The sequence below is a fragment of the Rhizobium hidalgonense genome, from assembly GCF_002914525.1.
GTDB lineage: Bacteria > Pseudomonadota > Alphaproteobacteria > Rhizobiales > Rhizobiaceae > Rhizobium > Rhizobium hidalgonense.
Genome location: NZ_LODW01000058.1, coordinates 25,516 through 44,138, shown reverse-complemented (window position 1 = coordinate 44,138; position 18,623 = coordinate 25,516). Strand labels below are relative to the sequence as shown.

The following is an 18,623-nucleotide window of genomic DNA, read 5'->3' as shown; positions in this document are numbered from 1 at the left end:
CGGCCACGCCCACCCTGGCGACGAGCTAGAGCCATCGAGATGTGTTGACCGCATTGAACGCTTTCAGCTTCGCCCTAACTGCAGCCGTCGGAAAATCCGTTCGATCTGGGCAACACCGGCAAAAAAGACGATACCGGAGAAGGAGGCAAGCACGACGGCGGCAAAGAGCCTTTCGGCCTGATAATTGAATGTCGACTGGATGATGACAGCACCCAGCCCCTGGTTCGAGCCGATCCACTCCCCGACGATCGCGCCGATCACACAGGTGGTTGCGGAAATGCGCAACGACGCAAAGAGCAAGGGGGCCGACCGTGGAGCGCGCAGGCGCCAGAACGTCTCCCAGCCGCTCGCGGAAAGCACATGCATCAGGTCAAGCTCGCTCGCAGTCGCCAGATTGAGGCCCCGGGCAGTATTCACCAGGGTTGGGAAGAAGCAGATGAGAGCAGCGATGATGACTTTCGGAAACATGCCGAGGCCGAAGATGAGGATAATGATCGGCGCGAGCGCAAGCACGGGAATCGTATTGAAGAGCAGGACAACGGGGAAATAGGCGGCCTGGAACCGCGGATTATAGGCGAAGGCAACCGCCAGGACCACGGCGAGACTATTGCCCAAGAGGAAACCGAGGCCCGCCTCGCCCCATGTCGGAACGGCGTTCGACAGCAGGAAGCGCCATTCGCTTGCAAGCGTACGCAGGATCGCCAGCGGCGTCGGGACGATATAGCTGGGAATACCGAGGGCCGGCACCAGCCATTGCCAGGCGAGGAGCAGCGAAAGGGCGCCAATAACAGGAAGGCCGACGGCCTCGGCAAGGGACAGCGGACGATGCGTCATGTAGCCGAACTCCCCTGCTGGAGCAATTGGCGCAGATGGGCTGCGGTCTCCTGGACATCGAGGCTCTCGCGCCGACAGAGGCCGCGCTCGTCTTTCAGCGGCGTAAGATCGATGAGCGCCTGGACGCGGCCCGGATTGGCCGCCAGGACCAGCACGCGTCCGCCGAGATAGATCGCCTCGACAACACTATGGGTCACGAACAGAACGGTCGTGCCGGTGCGGCGCCAGACCTCCAGAAGCTCGTCGTTCAGTCGCTCGCGGGTGATCTCGTCGAGCGCACCGAACGGCTCGTCCATGAGCAGGATATCCGGCTCGCATTGAAGCGCCCGCGCTATGGCGACGCGCTGGCGCTGGCCCCCGGACAATTGATGCGGATATCGGTCGGCCAGATGCGACAGGCCGACCAGCTCGATCCAATGGTCGGGCCGCGGATCGACCGATCGCGAGACGTTCTTCTTCCCTACCTGCAGCGGCAGCTCGACATTCTCCCTCACGGTCCGCCAAGGCAACAGCGTTGCGTCCTGAAAGACGAAGGCGACTTCGCGCCGCCGGCGCGCCTCCGATGCTGTCCTGCCGAGCACCGACAGCTGCCCGTCAAGCGGCGGGAGAAGATCCGCCACCGCACGCAGGAAGGTCGACTTGCCGCAGCCGGAAGGACCCAGAATGGTCAGAAATTCGCCCCTGCCGACGCTGAGGTCGACGCCAGACAGAATGCGGGTCGTCTCGGCGACGCCGGCATAGCCAATAGCCAAATCCTTGGTTTCGATAGCCACCGCTTCGGGCAATCCGCTCTCTCACGCAATCTTCGGACGGTCATCCGCCGTCATGTCCAGGATCCTGGTCGTATAGCAGTCCTCCAGCTTCGGCGCGCCGCTCTTGAACTGGCCGATCTTGTCGTAAACGGAAATCTGCTCAGCAAGAGCTGCCGGATCGAAGCTGCCCCAGCCATCCTTACCGGTCGCTGCGTCGAAGCTCAGCGACAATATGCGCGGTACTGTCTTCAGCTCCACGGCAAGATCGAGCTGCGGATAGGCCTCCACCGTCAATTTGACCGCCTCTTCAGGATGTTCATGCGTCCAGGCCCAGCCCTTGGCGAGGGCACGCAGCACCTTTGCCAGTGTCTCCGCATGGCCGCTCACGGCATCGTCAGTGGCAAAATAGACGTTCGCGTAGGAGGGCAGGCCTGTATCCTTCATCATCAGATCGATGCGGTCGGGGCCGATGATGGAAAGGGCCTGGGTGTTGGTGATCCATCCGGTCACCGCATCGACCTGGCCGGTCATCAGCGGCGTCATGTCGAAGCCGATATTAGTGATGGTCAGGCTCGAGGGATCGATCTTGTTCTTCAGCAGGATAGCATCGAGCACATAACGGGCCGTCGGCTGGATGCCGATGCGCTTGCCGACCATATCCTCGACGGTGCGGATCGGCGCCTTGGGGAGCGAATAAAAGGCGAAAGGCGCCATGCGGAAACCGCAGGCGAAGATCTTGATCGGCACGCCGGATGACCGGGCAAGAAGAAGCTGTGCCGAATCGGAGAATTGGCCGAGCTGCGCATCACCCGTAATCACGGGTGGCACCGTTGCCGAATTGGGACCGCCGGGGGAAAACTCGACGTCGAGCCCCTCGGCCTCGAACAGGCCTTGCTTGACTGCGACGATATCGCCGATCTGTCCGTTGCTCATCAGCCAATCGTATTTGACGACGACCTTGGATGCGGCGGCGTTCGAATGACGAGGCACAAACACGCTGATCCCCGCCGACGCAGCAGCAAGGGCAAAGGCTCCGCCCTTCAGGACAGTGCGCCTATCGACCACGATTTTCCTGTCATCCCGGTTCATTTGCTTGCCTTCCCCTTGTTGAATTGTTGGACGGCTGGCCGGGCCGCTTACACTCGCTCTTGCGGTTCGATGTCGCCGATCGGGCCGCCTGCGGACCATGCATAGATTTCCCAGAGATTGTCATCGGGATCGGCGAAATAGCAGCATCTCGCGTTCCAGACATAGTCCTGTGGCGGCGCCTGGAAGAGCACGCCCGCGGCCTTCAGCTCCTGATAAGCAGCATCGACCTGCTCCGGCGAGGCGAGCTCGATGGCCGCGCAAGCCTTGTGCACGCCTGGGGGCGCGCGAAGGCCCGAGACGCCGGTAAACTCGGCAATATGCTCGATTTGCCAGAGTGCCAGTGTCACACCCGCTCCTTTGAAATCGGCAAAGCCGGGAGCCCGGCGGCGTGGTTTGAAGCCAAGCCGTTCGACATAAAAGTCCGACGCCCGGTCAATATCCTCGACCAAAAAGCAGATATCGGTAATCGGATTGGCTTGGGCAAAAGCGGTCATATAGGCCTCCTGGTGGGAAAAGCCTCGCAGACCGCAGCCTCAAGAGATTTCAAATTCGTGCGGTTGTCTTTCGAAAAATTGCTGATTTGCGATCGGCGGCTGCCGGCTCAAAGACGGACCGATCGTCGGTACTCCTTCGGTGTCGCCCCGATCAGACGACGGAAGACGCTGGAGAAATGCGCCTGGCTCGAAAAGCCTGTGGCGTAAGCGATGTTTGCGAGCGTTTCCTTGCCATCTGCGAGGTAAAGTCGCGCCCGCTCGATCCTGCGTTCCAGAACGAAGCGATGCGGCGCCATCCCTGCCGCCCGTTTGAATTCCCGGCTGAAATGAAAGGGGCTCATATGGGCCACCCCGGCCAGCTCCTCGACACTCAGATCGGATTTGCCAAGCAGGTTCTCGATGTAATCGATCACCCGTCGGAGATTGTCCGACGTCAGCGGACGATCGCCGGCTTCAGGTTTGGCGCCCAGCAGCTTTACAACGCAACAGGCAAGCGCCATCCCCAGGTGCTGCATCAAAAGCGGGTCGTCGCGCTCGGTCTTCCCGGCGACAAATGCAAGGGACAGCGCGACCTGCAGTGTTGTCGGATCCGTCGTGGCGCTGAGTGCATCATTATCCCAATGCTCGGGATCAAATTGGGAGCCGCCAATGCTGCTGTAGAGCGCAGGTGACTGGAAGATCGAGATATAATCCGCCGCATCCCCATCGACTTCAAGAACCGTGGCGGCGGGTTGAAATCCCAGGGTGAACGGCGGTCGCTCGACTTTGCGGAATGCCCCTGTTCCAAGCCGATAGGCATATTTGCCATGGGCCGTTCGATTGATCGATATTCTATGAAGGGAGCCCCTCGAAACCATTTGCCCCGCGGCGCTGCGATAGGTCTCGACGATCATGTCGCGTTGAACGAAGGCCCTGTAGCCTCCAAGGGATGGCCGGCTTATTGAGAAAATCGTCGGGTCGATATCGGGCATTGTTTCACTCTCCCTGACGGGGGAGAGGCAAGTTGCGCGCCAAGTGGAATCAAAGCTTCGCGTTCGATATCAACGTTGTGGCATAAAGCCAGATCGTGCTCATCTAAATCCTGATTTCACACTCGCTGTCGCGCCACACTGCACCGCGCTTAGCAGGAATTTTTCCTCGGCAAATTTGGGCACATGCGCAAGAATTATGCACTGCATCTTCTTCTTGATCAGTGGCGGCGGACCCAGTCGCCAGATCGTCGGGGCATCCGAAGTCATTCTCAGTCGCGGCAAATCGCGGCCAGGGATTTTCTTTTGTTCCGTCCACTCTTTTCCCAGGAGATCGTTCTTTTGGAAATTCGTTCCTATTCATCCGCATTAATCCATTTAATCTATAGACATAATTAATTGGAGAGAGTGGTAATGAGCAACGACAAGTCCGGAAGCCGCTTCGGAAGACGAGATCTGTTGAAACTGTCCGCAGCGGCCGGGGTCGCCGTCGCGGGTGCATCACTGGTCGGGCAGAAGCCGGTCTTTGCAGCCGGCGACGAGCTGTCGCTGAAGGGCAAACGCATCGCCATCAGCGCAACCGGCACCGATCACTTTTTCGACCTGCAGGCCTATAACGCCCAGATCGACGAGGTAAAGCGCCTCGGGGGTGAGCCGATCGCCGTCGATGCCGGACGCAACGACGGCAAGCTGGTTTCGCAGTTGCAGACGCTGATTGCCCAGAAGCCGGATGCGATCGTCCAGATCCTCGGCACGCTCAGCGTCATCGATCCCTGGCTGAAGAAGGCGCGTGACGCCGGCATCCCGGTTCTGACCGTCGACGTCGGCTCGACCAACTCGATCAACAACACTACCTCCGACAACTGGGGCATCGGCAAGGACCTGGCGCTGCAGCTCGTCTCCGATATCGGCGGCGAAGGCAATATCGTCGTCTTCAACGGCTTTTACGGCGTCACCCCTTGCGCGATTCGCTACGATCAGCTGGTCAATGTCGTCAAATATTTCCCGAAGGTGAAAATCCTCCAGCCGGAGCTGCGCGACGTCATCCCGAATACCGTGCAGGACGCCTTCACGCAGATCACCGCAATCCTTAACAAGTATCCGGAAAAGGGTTCGATCAAGGCGATCTGGTCGGCCTGGGATATTCCGCAACTGGGCGCGACCCAGGCTCTGGCTGCCGCCGGGCGGACCGAAATCCGCACCTACGGCGTCGATGGCAGCCCTGAGGTACTGCAGCTCGTTGCCGATCCGAATTCACCGGCCGGCGCCGACGTCGCGCAGCAGCCGGCGGAAATCGGCCGCACCGCCATCCGCAACGTCGCCAAGCTGCTCGCCGGCCAGACCCTGCCGCGCGAGACCTATGTTTCGGCCCTGCTCGCCAACAAGGCCAATGTCGGCGAAGTCACCAAGAAGCTCGGCATCGGCTGACAAGGCTCCCGAGCGATCCGGCCGTGACCGGATCGCTCGGAATCTGCCCGGAGAGATCGACATGACGGCCATTTCCTTGAAGCAGCCGGTGACGGCGTGCGACGACATCATCCGCTTCGAAGGCATCGTCAAGCACTTCGGCGGCGCGCAAGCGCTGGCCGGCGCATCGCTGCTCGTCAGGCGCGGCACCATCCACGGCCTCGTCGGCCAGAACGGCGCCGGCAAGTCGACGCTGATCAAGCTGCTGGCCGGTCTTTACCAGCCGGATGGCGGCCGCATCGAGATCGGGGGACAGACCTTCGACAGGCTGACGCCGCATCTTGCCGAAGAACTCGGTATCCATTTCATTCACCAGGATCGGCTGCTGGTCCCGACCTTCACCGTCGGAGAAGCCCTGTTTCTCGGCCGGGAACCGCGCATTGCGGGCACGCCTTTCCTCGACCGGCGTCTGATGCAGCGCCGCGCGACCGATATTCTCAATGACTATTTCGGCATCCGGTTGCCGAACGCGGCTCTGATCAGCGAGCTGTCGACCGCCGAAAAGCAGATCGTGCAAATTATCCGCGCCCTCCTCAATCAGCCGAAAGTGCTCGTCTTCGACGAGCCGACGGCCGCATTGGTGCGCCGTGAGGCCGATATCCTCTTCCGGCTGATCCGGCGTCTGCGTGACGAAGGCGTTACCATCATCTATATCTCGCATTACCTGCACGAAATCGAAGAGCTCTGCGATCACGTCACCGTGCTGCGCAACGGGCTTGATGTTGCCTCTGTGCCGATCGGCGAGACTTCGGCCTCAGCGATTGCACGGCTAATGGTCGAGCGCGACATCAAGGAGATGTTTCCGAAGCCTCAGGTGACGCCGGGCGACGAGATCCTCAAGGTCGCGCGGTTGTCAGCGCCGGGAAAATACGGCGACGTCAGCTTCACGCTTCACCGCGGCGAGGTGCTGGGCCTCACCGGCCTGCTCGGCTCCGGCGCCAAGGAACTGGTCCGCACCCTCTTCGGACTCGAGACCTCGGCCTACGGTCGTATCGAGATTCGCGGCAAGAGCGCCCGCTTCGCCAATCCCACGCAGGCGGCCGACCACGAGATCGCATTGGTGCCGGAGGACCGGCGCCGCCACGGCGTCGCGCTCGATCTCAGCGTTGCGGAAAATACCAGCCTTTCCAGCCTTGGCCGCTTCACGCGTTTCGGCTTTCTCGACCGCAAACGCGAACAGCGCGAGGTCGATGCTCTGATCACGCGGCTGCAGGTGAAAACCAATGGGCGCGACGCTTTGCTGCGCACGCTTTCGGGCGGCAACCAGCAGAAGATCGCCATCGCCAAATGGCTGAGCCGCCATTCCGAGATCTATCTTCTCGATGAGCCGACGGTCGGCGTCGACATCGGCTCCAAGGTCGAGATCTACACGCTGATCGGCGAACTCGCGGCGCGCGGCGCCGGCGTCATCGTGCTGTCGTCCGATCTGCCCGAACTCGTCGGCATAACCGATCGCATTCTTGTGCTCTTCCGCGGGCGCGTGGTGCGGGAATTCATTTCATCGGAGACCACTGCGGATGCCGTACTGGCTCAATCGACCGGATCATCCGAGGGACATCGCCATGTCGGCTGAAGTGGAATTCGCGCCTTCCGATTTTTCCGTTTCGGAACCCCCTCACCGGCGGGCCGGCAACTTTGCGGCTACGGCATTGCGCTTCGGATCGTTGATCGCATTCGCCGCCATCCTGATCGTCTTTTCGCTCACCGCTCCCTATTTCTTCAGCATCGGCAATATCGGCAATGTGCTTGGCCAATCGACGATCTCAGGGGTGCTTGCCATCGGCCTGACGGTCGTGCTGATCGCCGGCGGCTCCAATGTCGTCACCGGCGGCATCGACCTGTCGCTCGCTGCCAATATGGGCCTCAGCGGCGCCGTCTATGCGAGCCTGACGCAACTCGGCTACGGCGACACGGCGGCGATTGCGGCAGCGATCTCGACTGGTGCGCTGATCGGCACAGTCAATGCCATCGCCGTGGTCTATGCCGGCATCGTGCCGCTGCTGGCCACGCTTGCCGTGATGAACGTCGTCGCCGGCCTGGAATTGGTGCTGACCGGCAATACCGTCCTTCCGGCTTCGACGCCTTTCCTGTCGGCGCTTTCGGCCTCGGACGTTTTCGGCATTCCTGTTCTTGCCTATGTGCTCCTCGGCTTCACAGCGATCACCGCGGCGATCGTGCAATATACCCCACTCGGCCTGCGCCTCTACGCGGTCGGTGAGTTTCCGGATGCGGCACGTGCCGCCGGTCTCCCGCTTCGCCGTCTGCTCGCCGGCGCCTTCGTCGCCAGCGGCCTCACCGGCGGCATCGCCGGTATCCTGTCGGTTTCCTATCTGAGCGGCAGCACGACCGGCTCGGGCGAGATGCTGTTGCCCATTGTCGTGACAGCCCTGCTCGGCTCGGTCTTTTCGCGCCGGCTGGTTCCCACGGCCACCGGGACGCTGCTCTCAGCCCTGCTGGTCGGCTTCCTCACTAACGGTTTCCAGCTGCTGAACATTTCAAGCACGCTGGTCAGCGGCATTCAGGGCGTGCTCATTCTCATCGTCGTTTCCGCCACCACGCTGCTGCGCCGGCAGGAGGCCTGATCATGTCGCTGCAAACCTCCCCTTCCCCCGCCGTCGGCTTGCCGCGCCTCATCGCCGGCGGCCTGGTGCGCTATGGGCTGATCCTCGCCCTGATTGCGGTATTCGCTGCCTTTTCCTTGATAACGCCGACATTCCTGACGCTTGCCAACCTGCAGAGCATCCTGGTCAACAATTTCACGCTGCTGGCCATCGTCTCGATAGCCATGACTTTCGCTGTGGCGTCGGGCGGCATCGATCTGTCCGCGGGAACGGCGATGGATTTCGCCAGTTTCGCCTTCGTCTCGCTCGTGCTCGCCGGCCAACCGGTGGCAATCGCCGCATTTGCCGGGCTTGCGGCCGGAGCGCTTGTCGGCGCCTTCAACGCGCTGCTGATTTCCGGGATCGGCGTGTCGCCGTTCCTTGCCACGCTCGGCACGCTGTTCATCGGCCGCAGCGTCCAGCAATTGCTGACCAATGGCGGCAATCCGGTCTATCTGCCGCCGAACGGCGTGCCGGAAGCCTTCCGTTTCCTCGGCCACGGCGCCCTCGCCGGCTTCCCGGTGCCGCTTGCCGTTGCCATTGTCGTCATCGCCGCCGCCGCCGTCGTTTTTGCCCACACCCGGTTCGGCCGCGTCATTCTGTCGATCGGCATCCAGCCGGGCGTCGTGCGCTATTCCGGCATCGCCGCGCCGGCGCATGTCGCCGTGACTTTCATTCTGGTCGGTATGATCGCAGCCATCGCCGGCCTGATCCTGACCGCGACGGTCACCACCTACATCCCCTCCTCGGGCAATGCCTTCCTGCTGAACGCCATCGGCGCCACTTTCATCGGCACGACGCTCAGTCCGCTCGGGCGGCCGAATGTCGGCGGCACCGTTCTCGGCGCATTGCTGCTCAGCATCGTCGCCAACGGGCTGCTGCTGACCGATCTGAACTTCTATTGGCAGCAGGTCGGCACGGGAACACTGATCTTCGCAGTACTCGCGCTCAGCTTCGTCAACAGGAAAGCCGCCGGCAGCGCATAAGAGATGAAGCCGTATCCGGGATAGGTGTCAGCCCGCCGAGGTGTCCGAAATCATCCGCGACACCGCATTCTTCCAGCCGATAATTTTTGCCTGGCGCTCGGTCTCCTCCATCGAGGGGTTGAAGCGGCGGTCGCAAGCCCAGGCCTTGGCGAAATTCTTCTTGCTCGGCCAGATGCCGGCTTTCGAGCCGGCAAGCCAGGCGGCTCCCAGCGCCGTCGTCTCGCGGATCGCCGAGCGGTCGACGGGATTTCCGGTCATGTCGGCCAGGCACTGCATCGTCCAATCCGAAGCCGCCATGCCGCCATCGACGCGCAGCACGGTTTCCAGCTGGTTGACGCCCCAGTCCTTCTTCATCGCCACCAGCAAGTCGAGTGTCTGGTAGGCGACGGATTCGAGCACGGCGCGGGCAAATTCCGCCGGGCCGCTGTTTCGCGTCAGGCCGAAGATCGCGCCGCGCGCGTTCGGATCCCAATAGGGCGCGCCAAGGCCGGTGAATGCCGGAACAATATAGACCTGCTGCCCGGGATCGGCCTTGGCCGCAAGCACGCCCGCCTCCGACGCCTGATCGATGATGCCGAGACCGTCACGCAGCCATTGCACGGCGGCACCGGCGATAAAGATCGAGCCTTCGAGCGCGTAGGTCGTCTCGCCGTCGAGGCGGCAGGCGATCGTGGTCAGCATCCGGTTGGAGGAGGAAACACGATCCCGGCCGGTGTTCAGCAGGGCAAAGCAACCGGTGCCATAGGTGGATTTCATCATGCCGGGCTCGAAGCAGGCATTGCCCACGGCCGCCGCCTGCTGGTCACCGGCAACGCCGAGGATCGGAAGCTCGGCACCGAACAGCGCCTTGTCAGCGCGGCCGAAATCATCGGCGCATTCCTTGACCTCGGGAAGCATGGCAGAGGGAATGCCCAGAATGCCCAGAAGCTCCTCGTCCCAAACGCCGTCGTCGATATTATAAAGCAACGTTCGCGACGCATTGGTCGCGTCGGTGGCGTGCACGCGGCCGTCCGTCAGCTTGTAGATCAGCCAGCTGTCGATCGTGCCGAAGCAGACCTCGCCTGCCTCCGCCTTCTCCCGCAGGCCATCGACATTGTCGAGCAGCCAGCGCAGCTTGGTTCCGGAGAAATAGGGGTCAAGCAGCAGGCCGGTCTTGGCGCTGAACAGCTTCTCATATCCGTCGGCCTTCAGGCTCTCGCACATTTCGGCCGTGCGCCTGTCCTGCCAGACGATCGCCCGGTGAAGCGGCGCGCCCGACCTGCGGTCCCAGACGACAGCCGTTTCGCGCTGATTGGTGATGCCGATCGCGGCAATGGCGGCGGCATCAAGACCGGCATCGGTGATCGCCTTGCGCGCCGTGTCGACGACGGATTGCCAGATTTCGCCGGCATCATGCTCCACCCATCCAGGCTGCGGATAATATTGGGTGATCTCCGCCTGGGCCGAGCCGGCCATCTTCATTTCGCCATCGAAGATGATCGTGCGTGAAGACGTGGTGCCCTGGTCGATTGCAAGAATATAGCCGCTCATATCCGTCTCCGGCTCGCACGAAGACGCTCAGCCTGCTGTTGGTCGGCAGGACGCGGACGTTTCATGAGAGAAAGATTGTGAGTGCCACCGGCTGGATGCCGGTGGCAAGAAGTGGTGGCCGGAAGCCTCGTCGCCTCCGGCCAAGGTTGGCCTTACTTCGACTGCCAGCTCTTGACGAGTTCGTCGTAGTTGACCGTGACCGGCTTTTCCTTCTCGTTCTCGATCTTCAGCTGCGGCGCAAGGTTGCCCTTTGCGACGGCATCCTTGTTCCAGTAGTCGAGATCGTGCTCTTCGGCCAGTTTCGGTCCGATATCGCCCTGAACGCCCGATTTCTCGATACGGCCCATGACCTTCTCCTGCTCGCCGCAAAGAGAATCCATGGCTTCCTGCGGCGTCTTGGCGCCGGCCGCGGCGTCACCGATGGCCTGCCACCAAAGCTGAGCCAGCTTCGGATAATCGGGAACGTTGGTGCCGGTTGGCGACCACTGAACACGGGCCGGCGAGCGATAGAACTCGATCAGACCGCCGAGCTTCGGAGCGCGCTCCGTAAAGCTCTTGTCGCGAATGGTGGATTCGCGGATGAAGGTGAGACCGAGCTGGCTCTTCTTCACGTCAACCGTCTTGGAGGTCACGAACTGTGCATAGAGCCAGGCAGCTTTTGCGCGATCCGTCGGGGTCGATTTCATCAGCGTCCAGGAACCGACGTCCTGGTACCCGAGCTTCATGCCGTCTTTCCAGTAAACGCCATGCGGGCTCGGTGCCATGCGCCATTTCGGCGTCCCGTCTTCATTCATGACAGGCAGGCCAGGCTTGACCATGTCTGCGGTAAATGCGGTGTACCAGAAGATCTGCTGCGCGACGTTACCCTGTGCCGGAACCGGACCCGATTCCGAGAAGGTCATGCCCTGAGCTTCCGGCGGTGCATAGGCCTTCAACCAATCCAGATACTTCTGGATAGAGTAGACAGACGCCGGGCCATTGGTGTCACCGCCGCGGGCAACGCATGAGCCGACGGGGCGCGACTTCTCGTCGACCTTGATGCCCCATTCATCGACCGGAAGACCGTTCGGCAGGCCCTTATCGCCGTTGCCGGCCATCGACAGCCAGGCGTCGGTGAAGCGCCAGCCGAGCGACGGGTCCTTCTTGCCGTAGTCCATATGGCCGAAGACCTTCTTGCCGTTCACGTCACGGCCGGTAAAGAATTCGGCAATGTCTTCGTAGGCCGACCAGTTGACCGGAACGCCGAGATCGTAGCCGTATTTCGCCTTGAAATCGGCCTTGTTCTTCTCGTCGTTGAACCAGTCGTAGCGGAACCAGTAGAGGTTGGCGAATTGCTGGTCTGGAAGCTGGTAGAGCTTCTTGTCCGGTGCAGTGGTAAACTTGGTGCCAATGAAGTCGTCGATATCGAGGCCGGGGTTGGTAACGTCCTTGCCTTCGCCGGCCATCCAGTCGGTCAGGTTGCGCACCTGCTGATAGCGCCAATGCGTACCGATCAAGTCGGAGTCATTGACCCAGCCGTCATAAAGGTTCTGACCGGTCTGCATCTGGGTCTGGATCTTCTCGACTACGTCACCTTCCTGGATGACGTCGTGCGTGACCTTGATCCCGGTGATCGCCGTAAAGGCTGGAGCCAGCACCTGGGACTCGTACTGGTGAGTGGTCAAGGTTTCAGAAACAACCTTGATGTCCATCCCCTGCAGGGGCTTCGCAGCATCGATGAACCACTGCATTTCCTTTTCCTGGTCGGCGCGAGAGAGCGTCGACACGTCGCCGATCTCTTTATCCAGAAAAGTCTTTGCCTCGTCCATGCCGGCATAAGCCGACCCGGTCATGGCCAGCAGTACCGCTGCTGTCGTCGTCAATAAATGCCTTCGCATGAGATCCTCCCAGGTTTGCGATTGCAGTCTTCACGTATCAGGCGGCCAGAAATACCCCCGGCCATCTGCATCAACTTGCCTCACACGTAGCGGAATACGCCGATGGCGTAGGCAACGGAGAGAGCGAGAGCCCACCAGAGGCTTGATCCAACGAGACCAAGCCAGGCAAGATGGATAAAGGCGCTGCCGAGCAGCGAAAGGAAAAGCCGGTCACCGCGCGTCGTCTCGAAGCGCAGGATTCCGATCCGCGGATTGCCGCCCGGCACGGCATATTCCCATGCCCCCATGCCAATCAGCAGCAATACGATGACGATGAAGAAGGCGGCCGTCGGCCAGGTCCACGCCATCCATGAAAAATCGGGAAGCGAATAGCTCATCAAACCCTCCCCAGGGCGAAGCCCTTGGCAATGTAGTTGCGTACAAACCAGATCACCAGCGCCCCCGGGATCAAGGTCAGAACACCTGCGGCGGCCAGCAGACCCCAGTCCATGCCGGATGCAGAGACGGTACGGGTCATGGTGGCAGCAATCGGCTTCGCGTCGGTCGTCGTCAGCGTTCGGGCGATCAGCAACTCGACCCAGGAGAACATGAAGCAGAAGAAGCAGGCGACACCTATGCCGCTCGCAATCAGCGGCGTGAAGATCTTCAGGAAAAACCGCGGGAACGAGTAGCCATCGATATAGGCCGTCTCGTCGATTTCCTTCGGCACCCCGGACATGAAGCCTTCAAGGATCCAGACCGCCAGCGGCACGTTGAACAAGCAGTGGGCAAGCGCCACTGCGATATGCGTGTCGATCAGCCCAAAGGCTGAGTAGAGCTGGAAGAACGGAAGGGCAAAAACTGCCGGCGGCGCCATCCGGTTCGTCAGCAGCCAGAAGAAGAGATGCTTGTCGCCGAGGAAGCGATACCGGGAGAAGGCATAGGCCGCCGGCAACGCGGCCGCCACCGAGATCACCATGTTCATGACCACATAGGTGATCGAATTGATGTAGCCGGAATACCACGCCTTCTCCGTGAAGATCGTCACGTAATTGGCGATCGTCGGGTTATGAGGATAAAGCGTCAGAGAATTGACGATTTCCGCGTTGGTCTTGAAGCTCATGTTGACGAGCCAATAGATCGGCAGCAGGAGCACGATGATATAGATCGTCGGAACCAGCCACCACCAGCGCGATTCCTCGCCGCGCCGGCGCATCATACGGCTGACTTCATCGGAGGAGAGACCGCTTGCGACACTGGTAACGCCTGAGATCTTTCGGCTCGCTGTCGTTTCGTTGGAGGCGCTCATTTCAATTCTCCGCGTCGTGGCTTGTCATGACGGTGTAGAACACCCACGAAAGCAGCAGGATGATCAGGAAATAGATCAGCGACATGGCAGCGGCCGGACCGAGGTCGAACTGTCCGAGCGCGGTCTTGACCAGATCGATTGACAGGAACGTGGTCGAGTTGCCCGGACCGCCACCCGTGACGACAAACGGTTCGGTGTAGATCATGAAACTATCCATGAAACGCAGCAGCACGGCGATCAGAAGAACACGCTTCATCTTGGGCAGCTGGATATAGCGGAACACCGCCCAACGGGACGCACCGTCGATCTTGGCTGCCTGATAAAAAGCATCCGGAATGGAAACGAGGCCGGCATAGCAGAGCAAGACGACCAGGCTCGTCCAGTGCCAGACATCCATGATGATGATGGTTACCCAGGCGTCGAGCGGATCCTGCACGTAGTTGTAATCGAAGCCGATGGCATTGATGTAATAGCCGAACAAACCAATGTCGTTGCGGCCGAACACCTGCCAGATCGTGCCGACAACGTTCCACGGGATCAGCAATGGTAGTGCCATCAGAACCAGGCACACCGGCACGCCGATGCCTGATTTCGGCATGTTGAGCGCAATGAAAATACCGAGCGGAATCTCAAGAGCGAGAATGATCAACGAAAAAATCAGGTTTCGCTGCAGGGCGGCCCAGAACCGGTCGGAATGCAGGATTTCGGTAAACCAATCCGTTCCGTTCCAGAAGAACTGGTTGTTTCCGAAAGTGTCCTGAACGGAATAATTCACGACCGTCATCAAGGGAATGACAGCCGAGAACGCCACCAGCACGAGGACCGGCAGAACCAGAAACCAGGCTTTGTTGTTCCAGGTTTTTTCCATGATCAAGCCTCCCGTCCGGCGCGCCAAGAGTCGGCATAAATGCTGATCGCCGATGGCTCGAAGGTCACCCGGGGATCAGCCGGAATCTCCCCGTCTTCAGGGACGACGATTGCGATCGGCTGGCCGGCAAACTGGGCGCGGACGATCCTCTGCCGGCCGATATCTTCCACCTTGCTCACCGTCACAGGCATGCCCTCGCGGCCGACCCTGATAAACTCGGGCCGGATTCCAAGCTCTACCTTGGCCGCTTGCGAAGTCTTTGGCGCATAGTCGAGCGTCAGCGCGTGCTCACCGACCCGAACCGTACTGCCCTCCACCTTGGCCGGCATGAAGTTCATGCCCGGCGAACCGATGAAGTAGCCGACGAAGGTATGGCTCGGACGCTCGAAGAGTTCGGCCGGCGTGCCGATCTGCACGATCTCGCCATCGTACATCACCACCACCTTGTCGGCGAAGGTCAGCGCCTCCGTCTGGTCATGTGTGACATAGACCATCGTAAAGCCGAACTGCTTGTGCAGCCGCTTCAGCTGCGATCGCAGCACCCATTTCATATGCGGATCGATGACAGTGAGCGGCTCGTCGAAGAGAATCGCGTTCACATCCGAGCGCACCAGGCCGCGGCCGAGCGAAATCTTCTGCTTTTGGTCCGCCGTCAAACCGCGAGCGCGACGCTTGGCCCAGTCTGCAAGATCAATCATCTCCAATATTTCGCGGACGCGACGATCAACATCAGGCTCCGCGACGCCGCGGTTGCGCAAGGGGAAAGCCAGATTGTCGTAGACGGTCATCGTGTCGTAGATGACCGGAAACTGGAATACCTGAGCAATATTTCGCTGCTGCGTCGGCAGGTTCGTAACATCCTGCCCGTCGAAGAGAATGCGCCCTTCGGACGGCTGAATAAGGCCGGAAATGATATTGAGCAGCGAGGTCTTTCCGCAGCCTGAAGGTCCGAGCAGCGCATAGGCGCCGCCATCGTTCCACTCGTGGTGCACTTCCTTGAGAGCGTAGTCCTTCTCGCTCTTCGGGTTCGGCCCATAGGCATGGCGAATATGATCGAGGGTGATACGTGCCATGATCTTCTCCTAGCCCCTCTGCCTGGCAGTGGTGATCGCCAGGCCGTCTGCGCCGAACGCCATCAGGTGGCGCGTGTCGATGAAAACGGAGATGTCCGTGTCCGGGTCGATATTGTGGATGCCGTGGGCGAGCATCACCCAGCGGGTGTCGGCAAATTGCAGATGAACGAAACTTTCCGACCCCGTGATCTCCGAAATCTGTGTCCGTGCCGTCAGCCGCGCCGAGCTAGCCGTCTGAGCGGTGGGTGCAAGATGATGCGGATGAAACGCGATCGTTGCCGGCCCGTCCGGCACGCTCTGAAGATGCGGCGGCACGGCAAAAATCAACTCGCCGTCGCGCAGGAAATTGCCTGCCGATTTGACCAGATCAATAAAATTCAGTGGCGGATCGGCAAAGGTTTTCGCCGTCGTCAGATCGATTGGATTGCGGTAGACCTCGATCGTCGGGCCGAACTGCGTGATCCGACCCTCGTTGAGCGCAGCCGTATTGCCGCCCAGCAGCAAAGCTTCGGAGGGTTCCGTCGTGGCATAGACGAAGATCGCGCCGGACTGGGCAAAGATCTTCGGCAATTCCTGCCGCAATTCTTCACGCAGCTTGTAATCGAGATTGGCGAGCGGCTCGTCCATTAGCACCAGGCTGGCATTCTTGACGAGGGCGCGCGCCAGCGCGGTGCGCTGCTGCTGGCCGCCGGACAGATTGAGCGGCGTGCGGTCGAGATAGGGCGTGAGCTTCAAAAGCTCGGCCGCCTTGCGCACATCGCGGTCGATCGTCGCGGCATCCTTGCCCGAGATGCGCATCGGCGAGGCGATGTTCTCATAAACGGTCAGCGCCGGATAGTTGATGAACTGCTGGTAGACCATGGCGACGTTGCGCTTCTGCACCGGCATGCCGGTGACATCGGCGCCGTCGAAATGAACGGAGCCGGCAGTCGGACGGTCGAGCCCGGCCATCAGCCGCATCAGCGACGTCTTGCCCGACAGCGTCGGCCCGAGCAGGACGTTCAGCGTGCCGCGCTCGAGAACCAGATCGGTCGGATAGATATGATAGTCCGCGCCCACCATCTTGGCGGCGTTTCGCAGTTCCAGCATTCCTGTTCCCGTGCCTCCACGCAGCGGGGACCACACGCCGCCTTATCCGGCCATTGCCGGTATGGCAGCCATGTACTCCTCCAGTGACTGAGCCTGCTCCTGGGAAAGGCGCAGACCATCCTTTGTTCTCCTCCACAGCACGTCTTCGCCGTGCCGGGCCCATTCATGTTCGACGAGATATTTGACTTCGGCCTCGTAGAGATCGCCGCCGAACAACCGTCCGAGATCCTCGGTCGCACGGGCATCGCCCAGCAGCGCCTCGGCCTTCGTGCCGTAGCGGCGCACCAGCCGGCGCGCATGCTGGTCGGCAAGGAACGCATAGCGCCGTTTCAACTTGGCGACCTCGGCCTCGTAACCCTTGACCGGGAAATCGCCGCCCGGCAGATGGCTTTTTGCCGTCCACGGGGCGCCCTTGACGCCGATTGCGGCACCGATCTTTTCCAGCGCATGCTCGGAAAGCCGGCGATAGGTGGTGAGCTTGCCGCCGAAGACGTTGAGCAGCGGCGCGGCACTCCCCTCGCCCTCCAGCTTCAGCACGTAATCGCGCGTCGCTTCCTGCGCTTTCGAAGCGCCATCGTCATAAAGCGGCCTGACCGCCGAATAGGTCCAGACGATATCCTCGGGCCTGACCGGCTCCTTGAAATATTCCGATGCCGCATTGCAAAGATAGACGGTCTCCTCCTCGGAGATCCGGACATCCCTGGGATCGGCGGTGTAATCCCGGTCGGTGGTACCGATCAGCGTGAATTCGCCCTCATAGGGGATGGCGAAGATGATACGGTTGTCGGGATTCTGGAAGAAATAGGCTCTGGGATCGTCGAACTTCTTCTTGACGATGATGTGGCTGCCCTGGACGAGGCGGACGTGATGCGCCTCGTTCTGGCCAAAGGCCGAACGGATGACATGATCGACCCAGGGACCGGCGGCATTGACCAGCATTCTGGCCTGATGGCTGTCATTGCGCCCGGTGACCGTATCGGTCGTCTCGATATGCCACAGGCCATTTTCGCGCCTTGCCGACACCACCTTGGTGCGCGGCATGATCGTCGCTCCCTTGTCGGCGGCGTCGCGGGCGTTCAGCACCACCATGCGGGCATCGTCGACCCAGCCGTCGGAATATTCGAAGGCCTTGGCAAACAGCGCTTTCAGCGGCTTGCCAGCCGGATCGCGGCGCATGTCGAGCACGGAGGTCGCCGGCAGCAGCTTGCGGCCGCCGAGATGGTCGTAGAGGAAGAGGCCGAGGCGGATCAACCAGGCCGGGCGGATACCGCCCTTGTGGTAGGGCAGCACGAAGCGCAGCGGCCAGATGATGTGCGGCGCCGTCGCCCAGAGGATCTCGCGCTCCATCAGCGATTCACGCACGAGGCGGAACTCATAATGCTCGAGATACCGTAGGCCGCCATGAATGAGCTTGGTGGCGCCCGACGAGGTGCCCGAGGCGAAATCGTTCATCTCCGCCAGCGCCACGGAATAACCGCGCCCGACGGCATCGCGCGCGATGCCGCAGCCGTTGATGCCGCCGCCGATGACGAATATGTCGTGAATCTCCCGGCCCATTACCCCTCCGAGCCCAAATGCCGATTTCGCATCGCACAAAACCTGCGCAATTGCGAAAGTAGAGGCAGTTAAAACGAAAGCAATACGAATGTCAAACGAATGTTTCGCGGGTTGACTGACGGAGAGTACAAGGCGCTGACGGGAGATCCTC

The 18,623-nt window shown here is 60.9% G+C and carries 17 protein-coding genes; 4 read left to right on the top strand and 13 right to left on the bottom strand.

The window, feature by feature from the left end:
- Positions 1 to 63: 63 nt before the first annotated feature.
- The 5 genes from ATY29_RS17230 to ATY29_RS17210 form a co-directional block, all read right to left on the bottom strand.
- A complete protein-coding gene (locus tag ATY29_RS17230) occupies positions 64 to 834 on the bottom strand; it encodes an ABC transporter permease (protein ID WP_097537027.1) in 771 nt (256 codons plus the stop codon).
- Positions 831 to 1,619 (bottom strand): ABC transporter ATP-binding protein, encoded by a 789-nt coding sequence (locus ATY29_RS17225; RefSeq protein ID WP_097537026.1) that lies wholly within the window; start codon positions 1,617 to 1,619, stop codon positions 831 to 833. The genes ATY29_RS17230 and ATY29_RS17225 overlap by 4 nt, the downstream gene beginning before the upstream one ends.
- A gap of 9 nt (positions 1,620 to 1,628) precedes the next feature.
- Complete coding sequence (locus ATY29_RS17220; RefSeq protein ID WP_097537025.1) at positions 1,629 to 2,675, bottom strand: ABC transporter substrate-binding protein; 1,047 nt, start codon at positions 2,673 to 2,675, stop codon at positions 1,629 to 1,631.
- Positions 2,676 to 2,722: 47 nt separating this feature from the next.
- The gene (locus tag ATY29_RS17215; RefSeq protein ID WP_097537024.1) at positions 2,723 to 3,169 is read right to left on the bottom strand and encodes a VOC family protein; all 447 of its coding nucleotides are present in this window, start codon (positions 3,167 to 3,169) and stop codon (positions 2,723 to 2,725) included.
- 107 nt (positions 3,170 to 3,276) lie between these two features.
- Positions 3,277 to 4,140, bottom strand: a complete 864-nt coding sequence (locus tag ATY29_RS17210; protein ID WP_097537023.1) for a helix-turn-helix domain-containing protein — start codon at positions 4,138 to 4,140, stop codon at positions 3,277 to 3,279.
- A 411-nt stretch (positions 4,141 to 4,551) separates the two neighbouring features.
- Between ATY29_RS17210 and ATY29_RS17200 the strand changes: the two genes are divergently transcribed.
- The 4 genes from ATY29_RS17200 to ATY29_RS17185 all read left to right on the top strand — a co-directional run bounded on the left by ATY29_RS17200 (position 4,552) and on the right by ATY29_RS17185 (position 9,190).
- Positions 4,552 to 5,565, top strand: a complete 1,014-nt coding sequence (locus tag ATY29_RS17200) for a sugar ABC transporter substrate-binding protein (RefSeq protein WP_097537022.1) — start codon at positions 4,552 to 4,554, stop codon at positions 5,563 to 5,565.
- Between the two features lie 61 nt (positions 5,566 to 5,626).
- Positions 5,627 to 7,177, top strand: a complete 1,551-nt coding sequence (locus tag ATY29_RS17195; protein ID WP_097537021.1) for a sugar ABC transporter ATP-binding protein — start codon at positions 5,627 to 5,629, stop codon at positions 7,175 to 7,177.
- Complete coding sequence (locus tag ATY29_RS17190) at positions 7,167 to 8,186, top strand: ABC transporter permease (protein WP_097537020.1); 1,020 nt, start codon at positions 7,167 to 7,169, stop codon at positions 8,184 to 8,186. The genes ATY29_RS17195 and ATY29_RS17190 overlap by 11 nt, the downstream gene beginning before the upstream one ends.
- Before the next feature lie 2 nt (positions 8,187 to 8,188).
- Positions 8,189 to 9,190 carry an ABC transporter permease gene (locus ATY29_RS17185; protein WP_097537019.1) on the top strand — a complete coding sequence of 334 codons (1,002 nt, stop codon included), beginning with the start codon at positions 8,189 to 8,191 and terminating at the stop codon, positions 9,188 to 9,190.
- Positions 9,191 to 9,217: 27 nt separating this feature from the next.
- Here ATY29_RS17185 and glpK read toward each other — a convergent pair whose 3' ends face one another.
- The 8 genes from glpK to glpD form a co-directional block, all read right to left on the bottom strand.
- Entirely contained in the window at positions 9,218 to 10,720 is a 1,503-nt protein-coding gene (gene glpK, locus ATY29_RS17180) for a glycerol kinase GlpK (RefSeq protein WP_097537018.1), read from the bottom strand.
- A 152-nt stretch (positions 10,721 to 10,872) separates the two neighbouring features.
- Positions 10,873 to 12,597 carry an ABC transporter substrate-binding protein gene (locus ATY29_RS17175; protein ID WP_003571810.1) on the bottom strand — a complete coding sequence of 575 codons (1,725 nt, stop codon included), beginning with the start codon at positions 12,595 to 12,597 and terminating at the stop codon, positions 10,873 to 10,875.
- Between the two features lie 80 nt (positions 12,598 to 12,677).
- Positions 12,678 to 12,974, bottom strand: coding sequence for a DUF2160 domain-containing protein (locus ATY29_RS17170; RefSeq protein ID WP_097537017.1), 297 nt, complete (start codon positions 12,972 to 12,974; stop codon positions 12,678 to 12,680).
- Positions 12,974 to 13,885 (bottom strand): carbohydrate ABC transporter permease, encoded by a 912-nt coding sequence (locus ATY29_RS17165; protein ID WP_003571813.1) that lies wholly within the window; start codon positions 13,883 to 13,885, stop codon positions 12,974 to 12,976. Before ATY29_RS17165 ends, ATY29_RS17170 begins: the two co-directional genes overlap by 1 nt.
- A 1-nt stretch (position 13,886) precedes the next feature.
- Positions 13,887 to 14,753 carry a carbohydrate ABC transporter permease gene (locus tag ATY29_RS17160; protein ID WP_003571814.1) on the bottom strand — a complete coding sequence of 289 codons (867 nt, stop codon included), beginning with the start codon at positions 14,751 to 14,753 and terminating at the stop codon, positions 13,887 to 13,889.
- 2 nt (positions 14,754 to 14,755) lie between these two features.
- Positions 14,756 to 15,826 (bottom strand): ABC transporter ATP-binding protein, encoded by a 1,071-nt coding sequence (locus tag ATY29_RS17155; protein ID WP_003571816.1) that lies wholly within the window; start codon positions 15,824 to 15,826, stop codon positions 14,756 to 14,758.
- Between the two features lie 9 nt (positions 15,827 to 15,835).
- Positions 15,836 to 16,915: an ABC transporter ATP-binding protein gene (locus ATY29_RS17150; protein ID WP_003571818.1), complete on the bottom strand. Its 1,080-nt coding sequence runs from the start codon at positions 16,913 to 16,915 to the stop codon at positions 15,836 to 15,838.
- A gap of 42 nt (positions 16,916 to 16,957) precedes the next feature.
- Entirely contained in the window at positions 16,958 to 18,472 is a 1,515-nt protein-coding gene (gene glpD, locus ATY29_RS17145; RefSeq protein WP_097537016.1) for a glycerol-3-phosphate dehydrogenase, read from the bottom strand.
- Between the last annotated feature and the right edge of the window lie 151 nt (positions 18,473 to 18,623).